Genomic DNA, 18,061 nt, shown 5'->3' on the forward strand with positions numbered 1-18,061 from the left:
CGGAACCGTGGAGAGCTCATGGCACCCAAGACGTCCAAGCACACGCTCTACCGACTGACCGGTGTAGTGGCGACCTCCGACGGTTTGTTGCGAGCCGTGGACGACGAACTGTTCGACGAGATCAGCGGTTCCTTCGAGGTGCCACCCGCGTTCACGGCACTCGGCATCGAAGCGTTGGCGGTGACCGGAGCGGCGCTGCAAGATGAAGCCGAGTGGTGCGCGGAGTTCCGGCGCACGACCGGGGTCGACTGCTCCCAGCCGAACTGGCGGGGGTCCGGGTTGCTGTTGCTCGCTGTCGATGGCGAGGTCTACGCGATCGGCTACGGCCAGGGCTTTCGGTTGCTTCAGGACCGGTTCAAGGACAAGAGCTTCGGCTTGGCGTTCGCGCTGCGCGCGGTCGACCCGAACACGGTCCACGGCATTCGATCGAGGGTGCTGGGTCGCGGCCGTACCGACATCACGATGGTCGCCGGTGGCGCGCCAGTAGGCAGCCTGGGGATTCGCGAGTTCCAGCGGATCGTCGACAAGGTGGCAGGCGAGATCTGTGATGTCGAGCTCACGGGCGTGCGACATGGCAAAGGAAAGCTCGTCAAAGTAGGCGGCGGCCTGGGGCTTGAGCTGCCCCTGGGTGTCGATCCGAAGGAACTGCTTGCCGACATCCGCGAGATTTCTCGAGTATGCCGGGAAGTTCAGCCCGATCCCGCGCTCGAGTTCGTCGAGCACGTGGTTCAGGTGAGCTGCCCGGACCTGTTGAAGCAACTCGACACGATTCTCGACAACGGGCTCGGCGATCCAGGCGGTCTGCAGATCACTCCGTCGGTTCCCGGCAACCTCATCGAGGAGTGCGCAGAAGCCCGCCAATGGCGTATGAGGATCGGCAGCACCGGATGGCACGAGTCCGACGAGTTTGATTTTGGCTATGCGCTAGACCGGGCGCGTGCTCATCGGATGGGGCGCCGGGTCTGGGCGCTGCGAGAACAGAGTGAAGTAGAGATGTTCCGCTGGCCAGGTGGGCAGTTCATCGACAGGCTGGCTAAGGCGAAGGCGATCCGCTTCTTGGAAACCAACGTGTCGATCGGCTCCCGGCGGTTCTACCTTACCGACGGCACCTGGTACGAGCTTGGCGAGCAGTATCAACCTGAGATCGTCCGGACTGTCACCCGTGTAATCAATCCCGACGCTGTGAACCTGCCCGCCTGGCAGCTGCACCAGGACGAGGCTGCCTACAATTACGGAGTCCCAAACGAACTTCCCGCGGAGGGTTATCTGTGCCTGGATCGCAGGAACGTGAGCAACCCGTTGAAGTCACGCAACTCGCTTGAGATTTGCGATCTGCTGGCCCCGGGCAACACGCTGATCATGGTCAAGCGTGCCCACGGCTCGAGCGCGCTCAGTCACCTATTTCATCAGGGACTGGTGGCAGTGCAGATGCTGCAGAACAGTGCCCAGGTCCGGAAACGGTTCGCTGAAAAGGTTTCCGAGGTCAGCAAAGGGCGGGTCACCATCTCGGAGAGTTTTGTGCCGGAGCGTGTTGTGTTCGCGATTCTGCTCAAGAAGGGTGAACAACTCACCCCTGACACTCTGTTCGCGTTCTCGCAGGTCGCGCTCGCGCAGACCGTGAAGCTGCTCGAAGAGTGGGGTGTGCGGGTCGAGGTCATCGGGATTGAGGCCGAGGCTTCGCAAGGAATACCCGCCGAAGCTGCGTGACTGCTTTGCAGATGAAGTAGTCACCGGTGGAGCGGTTGGCTGGCAACCCGGCCCGGTGCGCCCCGGGGCTTGGCGGCTCGGGGCGCATCGGGTTCATCCGATTCATCGGCGGCGTTTGCGGGCTCTGCCGGGGGGAGGGGTGCGGCGGGAGACACCCGCCAGGGGGTGCGCGCTGGCGCGGTCGGGCCGACGCGCGTGGACCAGGTCGCGTAGCTCGCCCAGGCCGGTTTGGTCGGGGTGTCCGGATGCCAGCAGTGCCGCCATCATGTCGTGCGCCTCGTCAGCCGGAAAATTGGCGAGTGCGCCCGTGACGGCGTCGGCCCCGCCGATTTCCAGTAGGTGGATGAATTGCTCGGTCATCGCGCGCATGCTCTGCTCGTGGCCGAGATCGTCCGGGGTGAGCTCGCCTTCCTGGACGAGCATCTGCGCGGCGAGCGGACCCAGCTGTTCGTCCGCGCGCAGTTCCTGCAAGAACGACAGCGGGTCGGGAACATACCGCGCCAGCACATCGAGCATCGCCGCCGCGCGCGTGCGGAACGGGCAGCCGCGTATGCCCTCCAGGAGTTCGTGCGGTTGGCTGCCGTGGGCGGCCAGCCATTCGGTGATTTCCACCTCGGCCGTTTCCGGGCTGTAGTGCTCGGCGAGCGCGCCCAGCAGCTGAGCGGGTTCGGCGTTCGACAACTCGCCGACCAGTGGTGCGTGGCGCCCCTCGCGGATCAGGCGGGCGTGTACCGCGCGGGTGGTCAGGGGCGTGAGTGCGACCAGTTCCACCGGGCCGCCGTCAAGTTCCGCGCGCAGCCGGTCCACAGTGTCCGGTGGCAAGGGCGCGGGTTGGCCGGTTTCCAGTTCCCAGCTGGGATTCAGGTCGGCCAGGTACATCGGGGCGGGGCTGCCGACGGTCAGCTCGACCGCGCCGAATTCGGCCAGCTTGCCCAGTAGCCACCGCAGGTCCATGGCGACACCTTCGCGCCAGAACCTCGCAGTCTCAGGATCGAGGTCGTCCAAGACGAACACTTCCGCGCAGGCCCGCCAGACACTTTCGGCCAGCCGGATCACCGGCATCGGCTCGGGCATCCCGTAGACGGTGTTGAGCACGTCGGGCAGCACGTCGTCGAGGATGCTCGCGAGCATTTGGCTGTGCTGGGCCGCCAAGGCGCCTTCACACAGCAGGAACTCCGGCGTGGGCAGTGCGTCGAACCCGGCCGTCCACAGTGCCAGGCCGTCGTGCAGCAGCGGCGCGGTTTTCGCCACGCGTACCAACCGGCCCTTGACCACCCGGACGATCCGGATCTCCTTGGCCAGCTCGATCAGGCGGCTGAGGCCGGACAGATCGGTACTGCTCCTGGTGCGGAACACGCGATCGCCGATGACCGGGTCGAGCGTGTCGCCGGTGTCCAGCAGGGCAACCAGTTCGCGGGCGTCCTTGAGTTTGACGTTGCCGTTCGGGGTCAGTGCCCTGCCGTCGCCGACCCAGTCGGCCAGCGCTCGCAGCTGGACCACGACCTGGGTGTGCTCGGCGACCTCCGCGAGGTCCGCCTCCGCCGGAAGCGAAACGGGCAACTGCGTGACCGCGCGTTCGGGCGGGACAGCGTCTTCGCGGACGATGTGGTCGAGAACGGCCTCGTCGTAGTCCACTCTTCCGGCTCGGGCGTCGTCGAGGAACTGACCCATGGCCGGATCGTCGTCGGGATCGATTCCATGGCGGATCGCCGTCATCACCCAGAACTTGATCAGACCGAAGTTTCGTTCATCGGCCATCGCCGCGGGGAATTCGGTGGCGGCCTTCGTGATGGCCGAGTCGAGCTGGGGCAACGGATCGCCGGTGGGATCCGCCAATCCGGTCGCGTGCAGGTAGCCCACGAGCAGTCGCAGGGTCTCGGGCAACTCGGCGGCGTCCTGCGCGGTGGCCGCCAGCGTTCGTGGCGCGTGCGAAAGCAGGAATTCCTCGACCAGGCTGGCTGTCCAGTAACCCAGCCGACCGTCGACGCTGTGGTGCCGGAAGTCCAGCGCCGCGCCCAGTGCGGAACGGTCAACCGCTTGGCCGTCGGCCCAGGCGGTGCATCGCCGGATCAGCAGGTCTTTGGCCGCTTCGAACGCCTCGGCGTCCTCGGGCTCGAAGTAGGTGCGCACGATGTCCTTGCGGTTCGGGGCGCGGTGTCTTGAAAAAAGGAACTATCTGCGAATTCTGGTGCCCCCGGCAGGATTCGAACCTGCGACACCCGCTTTAGGAGAGCGGTGCTCTATCCCCTGAGCTACGAGGGCTGGCAGCGACAGCGTACCGGGCCGACCAAAGCCGTGGGTGAGCGGACCTCGTATACCCCGTTCGGGTGAGTCCGGGGGTTGGCGGACGGGTGTCACCTGTCTGCTCTGCGTTTACCTCTAGGTAGCCTTCACAGGAATGATACCGCTCCACCCGGCCGCCGGAGGGCTTCGTTGATCAAGCTCATGTTCGCCGATGACGAGGAACTGGTCCGTTCTGGGCTGCGCGCGATGATGGCGAGCGCGGCGGACATCGAGGTGGTTGGCGAGGCCGCGGACGGGAGATCGGCGGTCGAACTGGCCCGTCGCACCCATCCTGACGTGGCACTTCTCGACATCAAGATGCGCGCGCCCGACGACGGGATCAGGGCGTTGCGGGCGATTTTGGCGTTGCCGGATCCGCCCGTGGTGGCGATGCTGACGACCTTCGACATCGACGAGTACGTGAGCTTGGCGCTGCGGCTCGGGGCCAACGGGTTCCTGCTCAAGGACGTGGAGCCGCAGGCGTTGCTCCGGGCGGTGCGCGATCTGGCTCGCGGGGGTGCGGTGCTGGATCCCAGCGTGGCCGCTCGCATGGTCCAGTCCCATCGCGACGAGCAGCGGGCGGCTCAGCCGGCGCGGAAGCTGCTCGCGTCGCTGTCCGAGCGGGAGCGCGAGGTGGTCGGGCTCATCGGGCAGGGGCTGTCCAACGCGGAGATCGGCGGCCGGTTGCACCTCTCGGAGGCGACCGTGAAGGGCTACGTGTCCGCGGTGCTGTCGAAGATCGGGGCGGCGAACCGGGTACAGGCGGCGTTGCTCGCCTATCGCGGCGGCCTGATCGACTGAGCCTGTGCTGCTCACCGCGCTGGAGATGCTCGGGCTCGTGGCCTTCGCGGCATCCGGGGCGCTCGCGGCGGTGCGCAGCAGGCTCGACGTGTTCGGGGTGGTCGTCGTGGGGCTCACGACGGCGCTCGGCGGCGGGATCATCCGCGACGTGTTGCTCGGCATCCACCCGCCGACGACGCTGCGCACCTGGCCTTACCTCGCGGTGTGCGCGGCGACGGCGCTGGTGGTATTCGCGTTTCATCCGCAGGTGGCGCGGCTCCGTCGAGGGGTGTTGCTGGCTGACGCGATCGGGCTCGGGGTGTTCGCCACCGCGGGGACGTCGACGGCGCTGGCGGCGGGGACTCCGGTTTACGCGGCGTGCCTGATCGGGATGACGACGGGTATTGGCGGCGGTGCGATGCGTGACTTGCTGCTGCGCGAGATCCCGTTGGTGCTGCGCAAGGAGATCTACGCGGTGGCGGCGCTGGCCGGGGCGGTGTTGGTAGGAGTCGGGCATGCGCTCGAACTGCCGCCCGGCCCGGTGACCGTCATCGCGGCGACGGCGGTGGTGGCACTCAGGGTGCTCGCGTTGTGGCGCCGCTGGAACGCGCCCATCGCCAGAGATGACACGGCTGGATAACCCACGGCGCCCGATCAGCGTGTTCTTATGTCAGTCTCAGCAGGACAGGTAAGACTAGTCCCATGCGCATTCTCGTTGTCGACGACGACCGGGCGGTCCGGGAGTCCCTTCGCCGCTCGCTGGAGTTCAACGGCTACCAGGTGGAGCTGGCGAACGACGGCGCGCAGGCGCTGGAGTCCATTGTGGCCAACCGCCCGGACGCGCTGGTGCTCGACGTGATGATGCCGCGGCTCGACGGGCTCGAAGTGGCCAGACGGTTGCGGAGCACGGGCGACGATCTGCCGATCCTCGTGCTCACCGCGCGCGACACCGTGTCGGACAGGGTGTCCGGGCTCGACGCCGGCGCCGACGACTATCTGCCGAAGCCGTTCGCGCTCGAGGAGTTGCTCGCGCGGTTGCGCGCGCTGCTGCGTCGCGCGGGCCAGGAGTCCCAGGCGGACCAGCAGGCCGAGGCGCTTTCGTTCGCCGACCTCACGCTCGACCCTGGCACGCGCGAGGTCCGCCGAGGGGAACGGGAGATCAGCCTGACGCGCACCGAGTTCGCGCTGCTGGAGCTGTTCCTCTCCTACCCGAAGCACGTTTTGACCAGGGGGAGGATCTTGGAGGAGGTATGGGGTTACGACTTCCCGACCTCGGGCAACGCGTTGGAGGTCTACGTCGGCTATTTGCGTCGAAAGACCGAAGCGGAGGGGGAGCCGAGGCTGATCCACACGGTTCGGGGAGTGGGCTACGTGCTGAGGGAGACGCCCCCGTAAACAGCACGGTAAACGGCACGCAGCGGCTTTCGCTGCGCTTCCGGGTCAGCATGCTGGCTTCGGTGTGCGTGGCGGGCGTGGTCGCGATCGTGTCGCTCGGGGCCTACCTGACCGTCAGCGACAACCTGTACCAGCAGCTCGACGAGAACCTCCAGGTGCGCGCGGACGCCGCCGCGCACGCGCTGCCGGTGCAGGTTCGGCTCGAACGGATTCCCGGCGCGTTCCTCAGCAGCAGTGACCTGCAGATCGGCCTGCTGTCGGCGAACGGCCAGATGGTCGCGCCCGACGAGGGGTCCGCGCCGCCGGTGACCACGCTCGAACTGCAGGTGGCCACGGGCGCCGTGCAGGGGCCGACGCTGCGCACCGACGCCCGTGGGGACGTGCGCGTGGTCGCGGTGTCCTCCGGCAACGGGCAGGCGATGGTGCTCGCGCAATCGCTTGCGCCGACCAAGAAGACGCTCAAGGAACTCGCCGTCGTGCTGTTCCTGATCGGCGGCGCCGGGATCGTGGTCGCCGGGCTGGTCGGCATGGTGGTGGCGCGCGGCGGGCTGCGGCCGGTCGAGCGGCTGACCTCGGCGACCGAGCGGGTCACGAGAACCGGTGACCTGCGGCCGATCCCGATCAGCGGTGACGACGAGCTGGCGCGGCTCACGCAGAGCTTCAACGCGATGCTCGGCGCGGTCGCGGATTCCCAGGAGCGGCAACGCCAGCTCGTCGCCGACGCGGGGCACGAGTTGCGGACGCCGCTGACCTCGTTGCGCACGAACCTCGAACTGCTGCTGTCCGCGGAACGCGCGGGCGCGCCGAAACTGTCCGAACGCGACCGCGCGGAGATCGAGAGCGATATCAAGGCCCAGCTCGACGAACTGACGCAGCTCATCGGTGATCTCGTCGAATTGGCGCGCCAGGACGAGCCGAGGACGCAGTTCGAACGCGTCGAGCTGATCGACGTGGTGGAGCGCGCGCTCGACCGCGCGCGGCGCAGGGCGGGCGAGATCGACTTCGAGGTGTCGCTGCAGCCCTGGGTGGTCACCGGCGACAACAGCGCGCTCGAACGCGCGGTGCTGAACCTCCTCGACAACGCGGTGAAGTTCTCACCGGACGGCTCGCTGGTGAAGGTGCGGATGTATCCGCTCGGTGACGGCACAGCGGTGATCGAGGTCGCCGATTCGGGGCCCGGTATCGCCGATGCCGATCTCGGCAAGGTGTTCGACCGCTTCTACCGCTCTTCGGAGGCGCGCACGCTGCCCGGCTCCGGCCTGGGGCTGGCCATCGTGAAGCACGCCGCCGAGCGCCACGGCGGCACCGTGTACGCAGGTCGTGCGCCGGAAGGTGGCGCGCTGATGACGATCCGGTTGCCAGGCTCCGCCGCTTGACCGTCCGTGACCTACCGGCATGTTTGATCGTGTAGGATTTTGTGTGGTTGACGGGCAATTGAGACGAGGCGGAACGGTGCTGGCGCGGCAGCGACAAGCGGTGATCCTCGAAGAGGCGCGGCGGACGGGTGCGGTCCGCGTCAGCGACCTCGTCCGCAGGCTGGGCGTGTCGGATATGACGGTACGCCGCGATCTCGATGTGCTCGCGAGCCGTGGGCTCGTCGAAAAGGTTTACGGCGGCGCCACCTCGATGGTCGGCAAGAGCACCGACGAGCCCGGTTTCGAGGCGAAGTCGGTGCGGCAGCAGGCGCAGAAGGAAGCCATCGCCTCGCTCGCCGCCGGGCTGGTGCGGCCGGGCACCGCGATCGGGATCTCCGCGGGCACCACAACGTGGACGATGGCGCGCGCGCTCGACCACGTGCCGGGCCTGACCATCGTGACGAACTCGATCCAGGTCGCGGACGTGCTGCGCGCCTCGACCCAGCCGGACCGCACCGTGGTGCTCACCGGCGGTGTGCGCACCCCGTCGGACGCGCTCGTCGGCCCGGTCGCCGTGCACAGCCTGCGCAGCCTGCACCTCGACCTGGTTTTCCTCGGCGTGCACGGAATGGCCGACGGTCCCGGCTTCACCACCCCGAACCTCACCGAGAGCGAGACCGACCGCGCGCTGGTCGAGGCGGGGCGGCGGCTCGTCGTGCTCGCGGACCACACGAAATGGGGCACCGTGGGCATTTCCACGATCGCCGACCTCGACGAGGCGAACGTGGTGGTCAGCGACGACGGGCTCAGCGAGGACGCGCGCGAGACGCTGGCCGAGCACGTCGGCGAGCTGATGATCGCCGTCCCCGCAAGAGAAGAAGCAGCAGAGACCGGAGACGAAGAAGCGTGAAGCGGACCTCCCGCCAGCTCGCAGACGGCCGCGAGATCCTGTACTTCGACGAGCGCGAAATCGAGCGCGCCGCGGCCGACACGCGGGACCTGCCGCCCGTCGCGGCGAGCTCGGAGATCCGGCTCGACCCGCTGACCCGGGAATGGGTCGCGATGGCGGCGCACCGGCAGACCAGGACCTACAAGCCGCCGGCCGACCTCTGCCCGCTGTGCCCGAGCAAGGACGGGAAACCGAGCGAGATCCCCGAGGCGGACTACGACGTCGTCGTGTTCGAGAACCGGTTTCCCTCGTTCTCCCAAGGGGTTGTCGGCGATCGGTCCATAGTGGACGGTGACCCGCTGGTGCCGGTGGCGCCGGGGCGGGGGCGCTGCGAGGTGGTGTGCTTCACCAGCCAGCACGACGGGGCGTTCAGCAGGCTGCCCGCGTCGAGGGTCCGCACCGTGGTCGACGCGTGGGCGGACCGCACCGCCGCTTTGTCCGAAGTGGACGGTGTGGAGCAGGTCTTTCCGTTCGAGAACAGGGGCGAGGAGATCGGGGTGACGCTCAGCCACCCGCACGGCCAGATCTACGGCTACCCGTTCGTCACGCCGAAGACCGAGCGGATGCTCGCGGTCGCGAAGGACTACTTCGCCGAGCACGGGCGGCCGGTGCTGGGCGACGTGCTCGCGGCGGAACGCGCCTCGGGTGTCCGCGTGATCGCCGAGGGTGAGCACTGGACGGCGTTCGTGCCGCCCGCGGCGCGCTGGCCGGTGCACGTCCAGGTGGTGCCGCACCGGCAGGTGCCGGACATCCCGGCGCTCACCGACGCCGAACGCGACGACTTCGCCGAGGTCTACCTGCGGGTGCTGCGCGCCTGCGACGCGCTGTACGACCGGCCGCTGCCCTACATCGCGGGCTGGCACCAGGCCCCGGTGCGCACCGGACGCGATCTCGGCTGGCTGCACCTCGAACTGTTTTCGGTGCTCAGGGCCAAGGACAAGCTCAAGTACCTGGCCGGATCGGAGTCCGGGATGGCGGTGTGGATCAACGACGCCACGCCCGAGCAGATCGCGGAACGGCTGCGGGGGGTTGGCTGAGCCGGAGTTCGGGGATACTCATGTGCGGATCACAGCTTCGACTCAGGAAGCTCTCAGGACCGACGCGCATGGTGGTGACATGACCGAGAACGACGCGGGCGCCCGACCCGGCGGCGAGGACGCCGCTCGTACGCCGCCGAGGGGGATTCCGGCGGGTGCGGAACAGGCGCCCAGTCCCTGGTCAGCTCAAGCACAGCAGGCCCCGCAGCACTCCGGCACCGAAGGCGTGCTCTACGGCACGGCGACGCATCAGCAAACCCAATCGCAGCAGCACATCCCGTACGCGACGGCGCCGTACGCGACCCATGTCGGGATGCAGCAGCAGCCCCAGAGCCCGCCGTCACGCGGAGCGGGCAAGATCGTGGCGGGCGCGGCCGTGGTGGCGCTCGTCGTCGGCGGCGCCGCGGGCGGGATCGGCGGTTACCTCGTCGGAAACAGTTCCGGCGGCGGCTCGTCGGTGACGGCGCTCGACCAGCAGCCGCCGGCCAAGCAGACGGCCGCGTCGCCGCCGGGTTCGGTGGAGGCGGTGGCGCAGAAGGTGCTGCCGAGCGTCGTCCAGCTCCAGACCGAGCAGACCGAAGGCTCCGGTTTCGTGCTCAGCGACGACGGCTACATCCTCACGAACAACCACGTGGTGGACTCCGCCGCGAACGGCGGGGCGCTGCAGGTGTCGTTCCAGGACGGCAAGAAGGTCGCGGGCAAGGTCGTCGGGCGGGACCCGACGACCGACATCGCCGTGGTCAAGGCGAACGGCGTGTCCGCGCTGCCCGCCGTCGAGCTGGGGCGTTCCGACGATCTCAAGATCGGCCAGACCGTGGTCGCGGTCGGCTCGCCGTTCGAGCTGGCGGGCACGGTGACCTCCGGGATCGTCAGCTCGCTGCACCGGCCGGTCAGCGCGGGCGGCGAGGGCGGCAACGACCAGGCCACCGTGCTGGACGCGGTGCAGACCGACGCCGCGATCAACCCCGGCAACTCGGGCGGCCCGCTGGCGAACATGTCCGGTCAGATCATCGGCATCAACTCGGTGATCTACAGCCCGCCGCAGGCCTCCGGTGGCGGCGGTCAGCGCTCGGAGCCCGGCAACGTCGGCATCGGCTTCGCCATCCCGATCGACCAGGCGCGCCGCACCGCGAACGACATCATCAAAACCGGCAAGGCCACCCAGACCTTCATCGGCGCGCAGGTCGGCAACGACCCGCGAGGGGCGAAGCTCGGCGCCATCACCCCCGGCAGCCCGGCCGAGAAGGCGGGCCTGAAGGAAGGCGACGTCGTCACGAAGCTCGACGACAGGGCCGTCGACAAGGCCGACACGCTCGTCGCGGCGATCCGCACGAGCGCGCCGGGCGAGAAGGTCAAGCTGACACTCAGCGACTCGCGGGTGGTCGAAGTGACCCTCGGCGGGCAGCCGGTGGAAGCCAAGTAGACGCTCGGCCGCAGGCGCGGCCGAGACCAACCCCGGTCCTCTTGCCCCAGGACCGGTAACCAGAAACCGCGTTCGACCGGTTCCCCCTCTTCCGGTCAAACGCGGTTTCTTCTATTCGGCCAAGAAGGGCGTGAGCAGACCCGGGACCGCGTGGTCGGCGAGTGCCACCGCTTCGTCGGAGCTGACGTCGAGCGCGTCGCAGTGCTGCTTTCCCGCGGCGGTGGTGACAGTCAGGGTCGCGAGGCCGGACCGGCGCTGGAAGAGCGATTCGCGCACGGTGACGCCGATGATGCCGTCGGTGTCGAGCACGTGCCGCCGCCGCACGAGCGAACCCTGCCGGACGACGAAACTGCGGCCGTGCAACGCGTGCCCGAGGTTGCGGAAGCGGTCTTCGGCGAGCGCGAAGCCGATCGGGAACAGCAGCAGCGCCACCTGCCACGCCCAGTCCGGGAAACCGGCGATCGCGTGCAGCACGAGCAACGCGCCGGTGACCAAGGCCGCGAAGGTGTACGCACGCATGTGGCGGCGACGTCGCGCGGCGGGCGTGTGGCGGGTGAGTTCGCAGGTCACCGAGGCCCCGTCGGAGTAGACCTCGCCCGCGACGCGGTGGACTTCCCCGAGCGGCGCGGGCGGCAGCAGCAGCGACCCGCCGTGTTCGGCGCCGCGCCCGACACGGAGCCCGGTGGTGATGGCGAGCAGCCGCCCGCCTTTGACCATCCGCAGCAGCAACGATTCGCTGACTTCGACGCCGCGCAGCCGCCGTTCTTCGATCGTGGTCGACCGGCTGGTGATCAGGCCGCGCGAGACGTGCAGGGTGCCTTCGCGATGCCGCGTGAGCCGGTAGTTCCAGAACGTGACCACGTAACCGATCGTGGACAGGAGCCCGATCACGACGGCGGACACGACCGCCGACGCGGCGATCGCGAGCGGCAGCGGCATCGAGGTGAACTCGTCGACGACCACGCGCAGCGGCCCGAACTTCTGCGGGTCGAGGTCGACCTCGCTGGAGACCTTGCCGAAGATCCCGGCGACGAACCCGACGGCGGCCAGCCCGCCGAGGGTGAACGGGCCGAACTTGATCCACCGCGGGTCGAGTGCCGCGAGCGGGGTTTCTTCCCGGTCCGTGGCCGGTTCGGTGGCGACGACCCGCTGGTGCAGCAGTTCTTCGCGCAGCCGCGCCGCTTCCGCGGTCGAGAGCGCGTCGAGCGTGACGCCCTCGTCGTGCTTGTCCGAGCGGCCCGTGCCGATGACGACCCTGCTCAGCCCGAGCACGCGTTGCAGGATGTGGGAGGTGAGGTCGACCGAGCGCACCCGGTCCCGCGGCACCGACAGCACGCGCTTGCGCACCAGTCCGCGCCGAACTCGCACGTGACCCGGCGTGACCTGGTAGGTCGTGGTGAACCAGCGGACGAGCCCGAACCCGACGGCGAGGCCGAGCCCGATCAGGCTCCAGGTCGGACCGTCGCTTTCGCGGCCGAGGAACAGCACGCCGATCAGCACCGGCAACAGCCGCACCACTTCCTGCACGGGGTGCACGGCGAGCATCTTCGGGCTCAGCTTGCGCCACTCGACCGCCTGCTCCGTCACCGTGGCTGTCATGTCGCATCGTCCTGGGCGACACCGGCGCGGGCGGTGATCTCGGCGACCAGGTCTTCGGCGATGGCGTCGTCGAGCGCGTGGATGCGGATCGGGCCGCGCGCGGACGCCGTGGTCACGGTGATGTTCGTGAGCCGGAACGCCCGCTCGAACAGGCCCTGGTGGGTGTCCACGGTCTGGATGCGCGACATCGGGGCGAGCCGCCGTTCGCGGTCGACCCAGCCCGATTGCGCGTAGACCACGTCGGCGGTGGTTTCCCAGCGGTGCACCGCGAAGCGCCAGCGCGGCATCACCGCGAGGTGCGCGGCGGCCAGCACCACCGTCACCGCGAGGCCGACGACGTGCGCGGTGACCGCGTCGCCGTCGTCGAGGACGAGCCAGAGCACTTGTCCCGCCGTCAGGACCAGCCAGCCGACGGCGGCGCGCGCGGTCCAGTACCGGACCGCGCGGCGGCTCACCTGGTTCGCCGGTGGACGGAGTGCGGGCTTCCGCGTCGTTGTCTGCACCCCACCAGCATCGCCGCATCCGCGCCGGTTTCCCAGTTCGATCCGTCGTGGCGCGACTGGGCCATTTGTCACGGGTGGTTTTTCAGCGTCCGGACCAGGCCCGCGACCATGACCGCGAGCCACACCACGCCGAGCGAGATCAGGAGCCCGCCCAGCGTGTCGCCGTCGTGCAGTCCCGGCAGCGGTGGCGCACCGTATTCGCGCCACAACAACGGGAAGGCGATCAGACCGAGCACCGCGCTCGTCACCGCGCCCGTCAACACCGGCGCGCGCCACGGTCCGGGCAGGATCCGGCTCAGCGCGAAGCCGATGATGCCGACGAGCGGCCCGACGACGACGTCGTGCACGAGCGTTCCGCCCGCGAGCCAGCCGAGCGCGACGACCCCCTGCGGTCCGAGTGGAAAGGCGAACTGGACGAAGAGGACCACGCCCCACGCGAGCGCGGCCAGCCCCGGCAGTACGAGCAGCGCCCTGGCGGTCTTCATACGCGCACCCTGCTCACCCATTTCGTCTGCAGCACGCCCGGCCGGTTCGGCGCGATCACGCGGCACGGGTAGCCGTGGTCGAGGTCGAGGACTTCCCCGTTGAGCCGGAGCGCGAGCAGCGTCCGCGGGTCCTCGGTGTGCTCGCCGGGGAGCACGCTCGTCGCGTAGATCCCGTTCTGCTCCAGCGAAGTGATGGAGACGTCCCGGCCGGGTTCGCTGCCCGCGGCCTTCAGCAAGTCCGGAAAGGACACTCCGGTCCAGGTCGCCGACTGGCTCCAGCCCTCGACGCACGCGATCGGCAGCTCCGCCGTCGTCTGGGGGAGCGCGGCGAGATCGGCAAGGGAGAAGCGTTTGGTGCCCTTCGACGAGACCACTTCGAGCCGCCAGTCCGGGCTCAGCGCGGCCGGGATCACCGCCGCGCCCGCCGCGGACCTGTTCACCGGCAACCGCTGCGGTCCCTTGTCCGAGCGCCAGGAGAGCGTGGAAACGCCGCGCAGGAACGGAACCGTGGCACCGGCGGTCGCGACGACGGCCACCCCGGTGGTCAGCCAGGTCGTGCGGAGAAAACCGCGGCGCGACAGTCCATGGGTCTTCTGTTCATCGTCCACTTTGGTCAGTGCGCGGCGGACGATCGGCAGCTTCACCGCGATGTGCACGAGGATCGACCCGATCGCGATCCAGGCCACCGCGTAGTGCACCTCGGGGAAGTAGAAGTTCCACGGGTAGTTCTGCGCCACGTTGAACAGGCCGGTGAGCAGCTCGAAGAACGCCGAGGCGGACAGGATCAAAATGGACAGTCGCTCGATCGCGTGCGGGAGGGACTTCACCAGTGGTCTGCCGAAGAGCTTCGGGTAGACGCTCCACAGTTTCGCCAGCAGCAAAGGAATCGACGCGATCCCCGAGATCACGTGCGCGCCCTGCGTGACCCGGTACAGCCAGACCGGGCTGCTCGGCCAGAAGAACCAGCCGGGCGGGTGCTGGATGAGGTGGCTGATCAGCCCGGTGACGAAGCACGTCGTGAACGTGACGGCCAGCGCGAGCCCGATCCGCGCCGTCACCCGCTCCGAATGCGCCGCCGCCTTGAAGTGCTCTTCGCGCGGCACCGGGGTTTTCATGGGCGTTCCAGTTCGGCGAACCAGCGGTGTCCGGTGGTGGCGGTCCAGGTGATGGTGTAGCCGGTTTGGTGGGCGAGGGGTTGGAGTGCGTCCATGCCGAGCCAGGCCCAGGGGAACCAGGTGGTGGTGCCGTTGAGTCGGACGTGTTGGTGGTGGCGGGTGGTGCCGGGTGGGTCGAGTTCGAGGAGTGCGGTGCCGCCGGGGGTGAGGAGTTGGTGGCAGCGGGCGAGCAGGTTCGCCGGGTCGCCGCCGATCCCGATGTTCCCGTCGGCGAGCAGCACGTGCCGCCAGCGGCCCTCGCCGGGGATCCGGTCGAAGATGTCGCGGTGCAACGCGGGCGCGCCCCTGCGGTGCGTGAGCGACACCGCGACCTCGGACGCGTCGACGCCGAGCACGATCACGCCGCGTTCGCACAGTTCGCCGGTGAGCCTGCCCGGCCCGCAGCCCGCGTCGAGGGTGGGACCGGCGCACCGGGACAGCAGCAGCTCGTCGCCCTCGCTCGGCCGTCCTCGCCAGCGTTCGACGGGCAACGTGATCCGTTCCCCGGTGGCGAGTTCCAGCCAGCACCGAGCGCCAAGCAGCCCGCGGTCGAAGTCCCCGGTCACGACGTCACCACCGCGACCGCGCCAGGGAAGCGGCGGCCACCGGCGACCCTGCGCGCGTCCGCCATGGTGTCCACATCGGACAGCATCGGCAGTGCGCCGACCGTCAATCCCCGTGTCACCAGTGCTTCCCGGGTACGCGCACCGGTTTCCGCCGTCGACATCGGCACCCCGGCCAACACCTCGGCATGCCGGGGGTCGCGCAGGCCGAGTGCCCACCAGCCGCCGTCCTCCGCGGCTCCGAGCACCGAGTCCACTTCGGACAGTGCGGCCGCCGACGAAGCGAGCAGGTCCGGTGTGACCTGCGGGGTGTCCATGCCGATCTGCAGCACCGGATGCCCGGGGTGCAGTGCGGCCGTGTCGGCGTGTGCGTTCACGAGGCGCGCCGCGAATCCGTTGCCCCGCTGGGGAATCACCGTGATCCCGCGCAGCGCCGCCGCGATCTCGGGCCCGGCCGTCGCGTCCGCGAGCGATCCGGTCATCGCCACCACCACCCGCGCGTCCGGGGTCGCCAGCGCGGCGTCGAGGGTGTCGAGCAGTGCCGCCGCCGCGATCCCCGCGGCCTGCTCCGGCGTCGCGGGCGGGCACAACCTGGTCTTCGCGAACCCGGGAACCGGTGCCTTCGCGACCACGAGCAGGATCGTCATCGGTTCAACGCCTTCCCGAAGTCGCGAATGGCGCGAGCGGTGCCGCGGACCGACCCGGACACTTTCGACTTGGTGCCCTTCGCGCGCTCGCCGTACGTCACGTCGAACTCGCTGACTCGCCAGCCCGCTTTCGCCGCCTTGATCAGTAGCTCCAGCGGATAACCGAAGGCGCGGTCCACGATCCCGAGCGCTAGCAGGTCTTCCCGGCGCGCCGCCCTCGACGGCGCGATGTCGTGCACCGGAAGTCCCTTGCGCCGCAACAGGATCGAAAGCACCAGATTCCCCAGCCGTGCGTGCCACGGCCACACGCCGCGTGAGGTCGGCACCCGTCTGCCGACGGCGAGGTCGGCACCGTTCTCGACGGCCTCGACCAGCATCGGAAGCTGCGCGGGATCGAGCGAGCCGTCGGCGTCGATGAAGCACACGATCTCGGTGGCGGCGTGTTCGAGGCCCGTGTGCACGGCGGCGCCGTATCCGCGGCGCGGCTCGTGCACGACCTTGGCGCCGAACCGCGCGGCGACCGAAGCCGAGCCGTCGGTGGAACCGTTGTCCACCACGATCACCTCGTACCCGGGCAGGATCGCGGCGAGCACGCCGGGCAGGGCGCGCGCTTCGTCGAGGCACGGCATCACAACGGTGACGGAAAGGGTTTCAGCGCTCACGCCGGTCACCATAAGTCCGTCGTGGACAGACAGAACCCCTTGCGGTGCTTACCAAATAATGACATGCGGGCAAGTTCTTACCGACCGGTGACGGTGTCCGGGTTCCGGTGTCGCGACGGCGGAGGAATGGCTATCGTGCGGCTGTGGTCGAGTCCCCTTCCCGCGTCCGGCTCGACGAGCCCCGCCGCGCCCGCGTCCGCGCCGATCTGGTGGCGGTGGGCATCATGCTGCTCGTCGTGGCCGCTGCCACGGCCGTCGGTGTCTGGCTGAACAGGCCGGGTTCCGGCGTGGTCATTCTTGCGGGCGCCCCGCCGCTGTTCGCCGAATGGCTGCCGCACTACGGCCCTGGTTCGGTGCTCGCCGTGCTGATCGCGATCGGCGTCGTCGCGTGGGGGCCGGCGCTCGCGACACGCTTGCGACGCCCCGCGCTCGCCGGTGCGTCCTACCTCGCGTCCGTGGCGTGGATCTTTTCCCTGGCCATGATCGACGGCTGGCACCGCGGCGTCACGGACCGCCTGACTCACCCGTACGAGTACCTGCACGAGGTGCCCGGCATCACCGACATCCCGGCGATGCTGCGCGGATTCTCCTCGCGCATCCTCGACTTCCAGCCCGATTCCTGGACGATGCACGTGTCAGGGCATCCGCCCGCGGCGACGCTGGTATTCGTCTGGCTCGACCGGCTCGGCCTGTCCGGCGGGGCGTGGGCGGCGGTCGTGTGCGTGCTCGCTGGTGCCCTGGTGACGGTCGCGGTCCCGGCGACCTTCGCGGCACTGGGCCGCGGTGACCAGGCGCGCGCGATGCTCCCGTTCGCGGTCCTGTTCCCCGGTGCGGTCTGGGTCGGGGTCTCCGCGGACGGGATGTTCGCGGGCGTCACGGCGACCGGTGTCGCGCTGCTCGCCTTCGCGGCGGCACGCCGCGGGCGCGGGGCCTGGGCGATGGCGTTCCTGGCCGGGCTCGTGCTCGGCTTCGGCATCTTCCTGTCCTACGGGCTCGTGTTGCTCGGCCTGGTCGCGCTCGCGGTGCCCCTGGCAGCCCGGCGACCGGTCCTGCTGATCCCGGCGGTCGTCGGCGCGCTGGCCGTGGTCGCCGCGTTCGCGCTCGCCGGGTTCTGGTGGCTCGACGGTTACCACCTCGTCGTCGAGCGCTACTACCAGGGCATCGCCACCGAACGGCCGTACTGGTACTGGGTGTGGGGTGATCTCGCCGCGGTCGCGCTCGCGGCGGGGCCCGCGGTCGTCGCCGGGGTGCGGCGGGTGCTCGCCCACGCCGTCCGCACCGCGCCGAAGCAGTGGAATGCGCTGTCCCTCGTCGTGGTGGCGGCCGTGCTCACCATCGCGTTCGCCGACCTTTCCGGGCTCTCGAAGGCGGAGGTCGAGCGGATCTGGTTACCGTTCGTGGTGTGGGCCCTGCCCGCGACGGCGCTGCTGCCCCGCGTTTCGGCGCGGTGGTGGCTCGCCGGGCAGGCCGCGACGGCGCTGCTGGTGAACCACCTGGTGCTGACGAGCTGGTAAGGACG

General features: G+C 69.4%; 17 protein-coding genes and 1 tRNA gene. 9 read left to right on the forward strand and 9 right to left on the reverse strand.

Features of this window, described 5'->3' with window-relative positions; translation table 11 throughout:
* Positions 1-18 precede the first annotated feature (18 nt).
* A complete protein-coding gene (locus tag HUW46_RS26765; protein ID WP_215541563.1) occupies positions 19-1,707 on the forward strand; it encodes a TIGR04141 family sporadically distributed protein in 1,689 nt (562 codons plus the stop codon).
* 102 nt (positions 1,708-1,809) lie between these two features.
* Here the strand turns inward: HUW46_RS26765 and HUW46_RS26770 are convergent, their stop codons facing one another.
* Together HUW46_RS26770 and HUW46_RS26775 are read right to left on the reverse strand one after the other, a co-directional pair.
* Positions 1,810-3,837: a hypothetical protein gene (locus HUW46_RS26770; protein WP_215541564.1), complete on the reverse strand. Its 2,028-nt coding sequence runs from the start codon at positions 3,835-3,837 to the stop codon at positions 1,810-1,812.
* A 56-nt stretch (positions 3,838-3,893) separates the two neighbouring features.
* Positions 3,894-3,969, reverse strand: a tRNA-Arg gene (locus HUW46_RS26775).
* 171 nt (positions 3,970-4,140) lie between these two features.
* Here HUW46_RS26775 and HUW46_RS26780 point away from each other — a divergent pair.
* From HUW46_RS26780 to HUW46_RS26810, 7 genes are all read left to right on the forward strand, one after another.
* Entirely contained in the window at positions 4,141-4,791 is a 651-nt protein-coding gene (locus tag HUW46_RS26780; protein WP_215541565.1) for a response regulator, read from the forward strand.
* Between the two features lie 4 nt (positions 4,792-4,795).
* The gene (locus HUW46_RS26785; protein WP_215541566.1) at positions 4,796-5,410 is read left to right on the forward strand and encodes a trimeric intracellular cation channel family protein; all 615 of its coding nucleotides are present in this window, start codon (positions 4,796-4,798) and stop codon (positions 5,408-5,410) included.
* Positions 5,411-5,472: 62 nt separating this feature from the next.
* Positions 5,473-6,165 (forward strand): response regulator transcription factor, encoded by a 693-nt coding sequence (locus HUW46_RS26790; protein WP_215541567.1) that lies wholly within the window; start codon positions 5,473-5,475, stop codon positions 6,163-6,165.
* A 50-nt stretch (positions 6,166-6,215) separates the two neighbouring features.
* Positions 6,216-7,541: a HAMP domain-containing sensor histidine kinase gene (locus HUW46_RS26795; protein ID WP_215541568.1), complete on the forward strand. Its 1,326-nt coding sequence runs from the start codon at positions 6,216-6,218 to the stop codon at positions 7,539-7,541.
* A gap of 76 nt (positions 7,542-7,617) precedes the next feature.
* Positions 7,618-8,430, forward strand: coding sequence for a DeoR/GlpR family DNA-binding transcription regulator (locus HUW46_RS26800; RefSeq protein WP_215541569.1), 813 nt, complete (start codon positions 7,618-7,620; stop codon positions 8,428-8,430).
* A complete protein-coding gene (gene galT / locus HUW46_RS26805; protein WP_215541570.1) occupies positions 8,427-9,506 on the forward strand; it encodes a galactose-1-phosphate uridylyltransferase in 1,080 nt (359 codons plus the stop codon). Before HUW46_RS26800 ends, galT begins: the two co-directional genes overlap by 4 nt.
* 79 nt (positions 9,507-9,585) lie before the next feature.
* Complete coding sequence (locus tag HUW46_RS26810) at positions 9,586-10,929, forward strand: S1C family serine protease (RefSeq protein ID WP_215541571.1); 1,344 nt, start codon at positions 9,586-9,588, stop codon at positions 10,927-10,929.
* Positions 10,930-11,040: 111 nt separating this feature from the next.
* Here the strand turns inward: HUW46_RS26810 and HUW46_RS26815 are convergent, their stop codons facing one another.
* From HUW46_RS26815 to HUW46_RS26845, 7 genes are all read right to left on the reverse strand, one after another.
* Positions 11,041-12,528 (reverse strand): PH domain-containing protein, encoded by a 1,488-nt coding sequence (locus tag HUW46_RS26815; RefSeq protein ID WP_215541572.1) that lies wholly within the window; start codon positions 12,526-12,528, stop codon positions 11,041-11,043.
* Positions 12,525-13,031, reverse strand: a complete 507-nt coding sequence (locus HUW46_RS26820) for a PH domain-containing protein (RefSeq protein WP_215541573.1) — start codon at positions 13,029-13,031, stop codon at positions 12,525-12,527. Before HUW46_RS26820 ends, HUW46_RS26815 begins: the two co-directional genes overlap by 4 nt.
* Before the next feature lie 68 nt (positions 13,032-13,099).
* Positions 13,100-13,516: a hypothetical protein gene (locus tag HUW46_RS26825; RefSeq protein ID WP_215541574.1), complete on the reverse strand. Its 417-nt coding sequence runs from the start codon at positions 13,514-13,516 to the stop codon at positions 13,100-13,102.
* A complete protein-coding gene (locus tag HUW46_RS26830) occupies positions 13,513-14,631 on the reverse strand; it encodes a molybdopterin-dependent oxidoreductase (protein ID WP_215541575.1) in 1,119 nt (372 codons plus the stop codon). Before HUW46_RS26830 ends, HUW46_RS26825 begins: the two co-directional genes overlap by 4 nt.
* Positions 14,628-15,236: a class I SAM-dependent methyltransferase gene (locus tag HUW46_RS26835; protein ID WP_215541576.1), complete on the reverse strand. Its 609-nt coding sequence runs from the start codon at positions 15,234-15,236 to the stop codon at positions 14,628-14,630. Before HUW46_RS26835 ends, HUW46_RS26830 begins: the two co-directional genes overlap by 4 nt.
* Positions 15,233-15,880 (reverse strand): TIGR04282 family arsenosugar biosynthesis glycosyltransferase, encoded by a 648-nt coding sequence (locus HUW46_RS26840; protein WP_215541577.1) that lies wholly within the window; start codon positions 15,878-15,880, stop codon positions 15,233-15,235. Before HUW46_RS26840 ends, HUW46_RS26835 begins: the two co-directional genes overlap by 4 nt.
* Complete coding sequence (locus tag HUW46_RS26845; RefSeq protein ID WP_254126643.1) at positions 15,877-16,509, reverse strand: glycosyltransferase family 2 protein; 633 nt, start codon at positions 16,507-16,509, stop codon at positions 15,877-15,879. Before HUW46_RS26845 ends, HUW46_RS26840 begins: the two co-directional genes overlap by 4 nt.
* A 257-nt stretch (positions 16,510-16,766) precedes the next feature.
* On the opposite strand from HUW46_RS26845, the gene HUW46_RS26850 reads away from it, so the two are divergent.
* On the forward strand, positions 16,767-18,056 hold the full coding sequence (locus HUW46_RS26850) for a hypothetical protein (protein ID WP_254126644.1): 1,290 nt from the start codon (positions 16,767-16,769) through the stop codon (positions 18,054-18,056).
* Positions 18,057-18,061: the final 5 nt, after the last annotated feature.

The organism is Amycolatopsis sp. CA-230715, assembly GCF_018736145.1.
In the GTDB taxonomy this organism is placed as follows: Bacteria; Actinomycetota; Actinomycetes; order Mycobacteriales; family Pseudonocardiaceae; genus Amycolatopsis.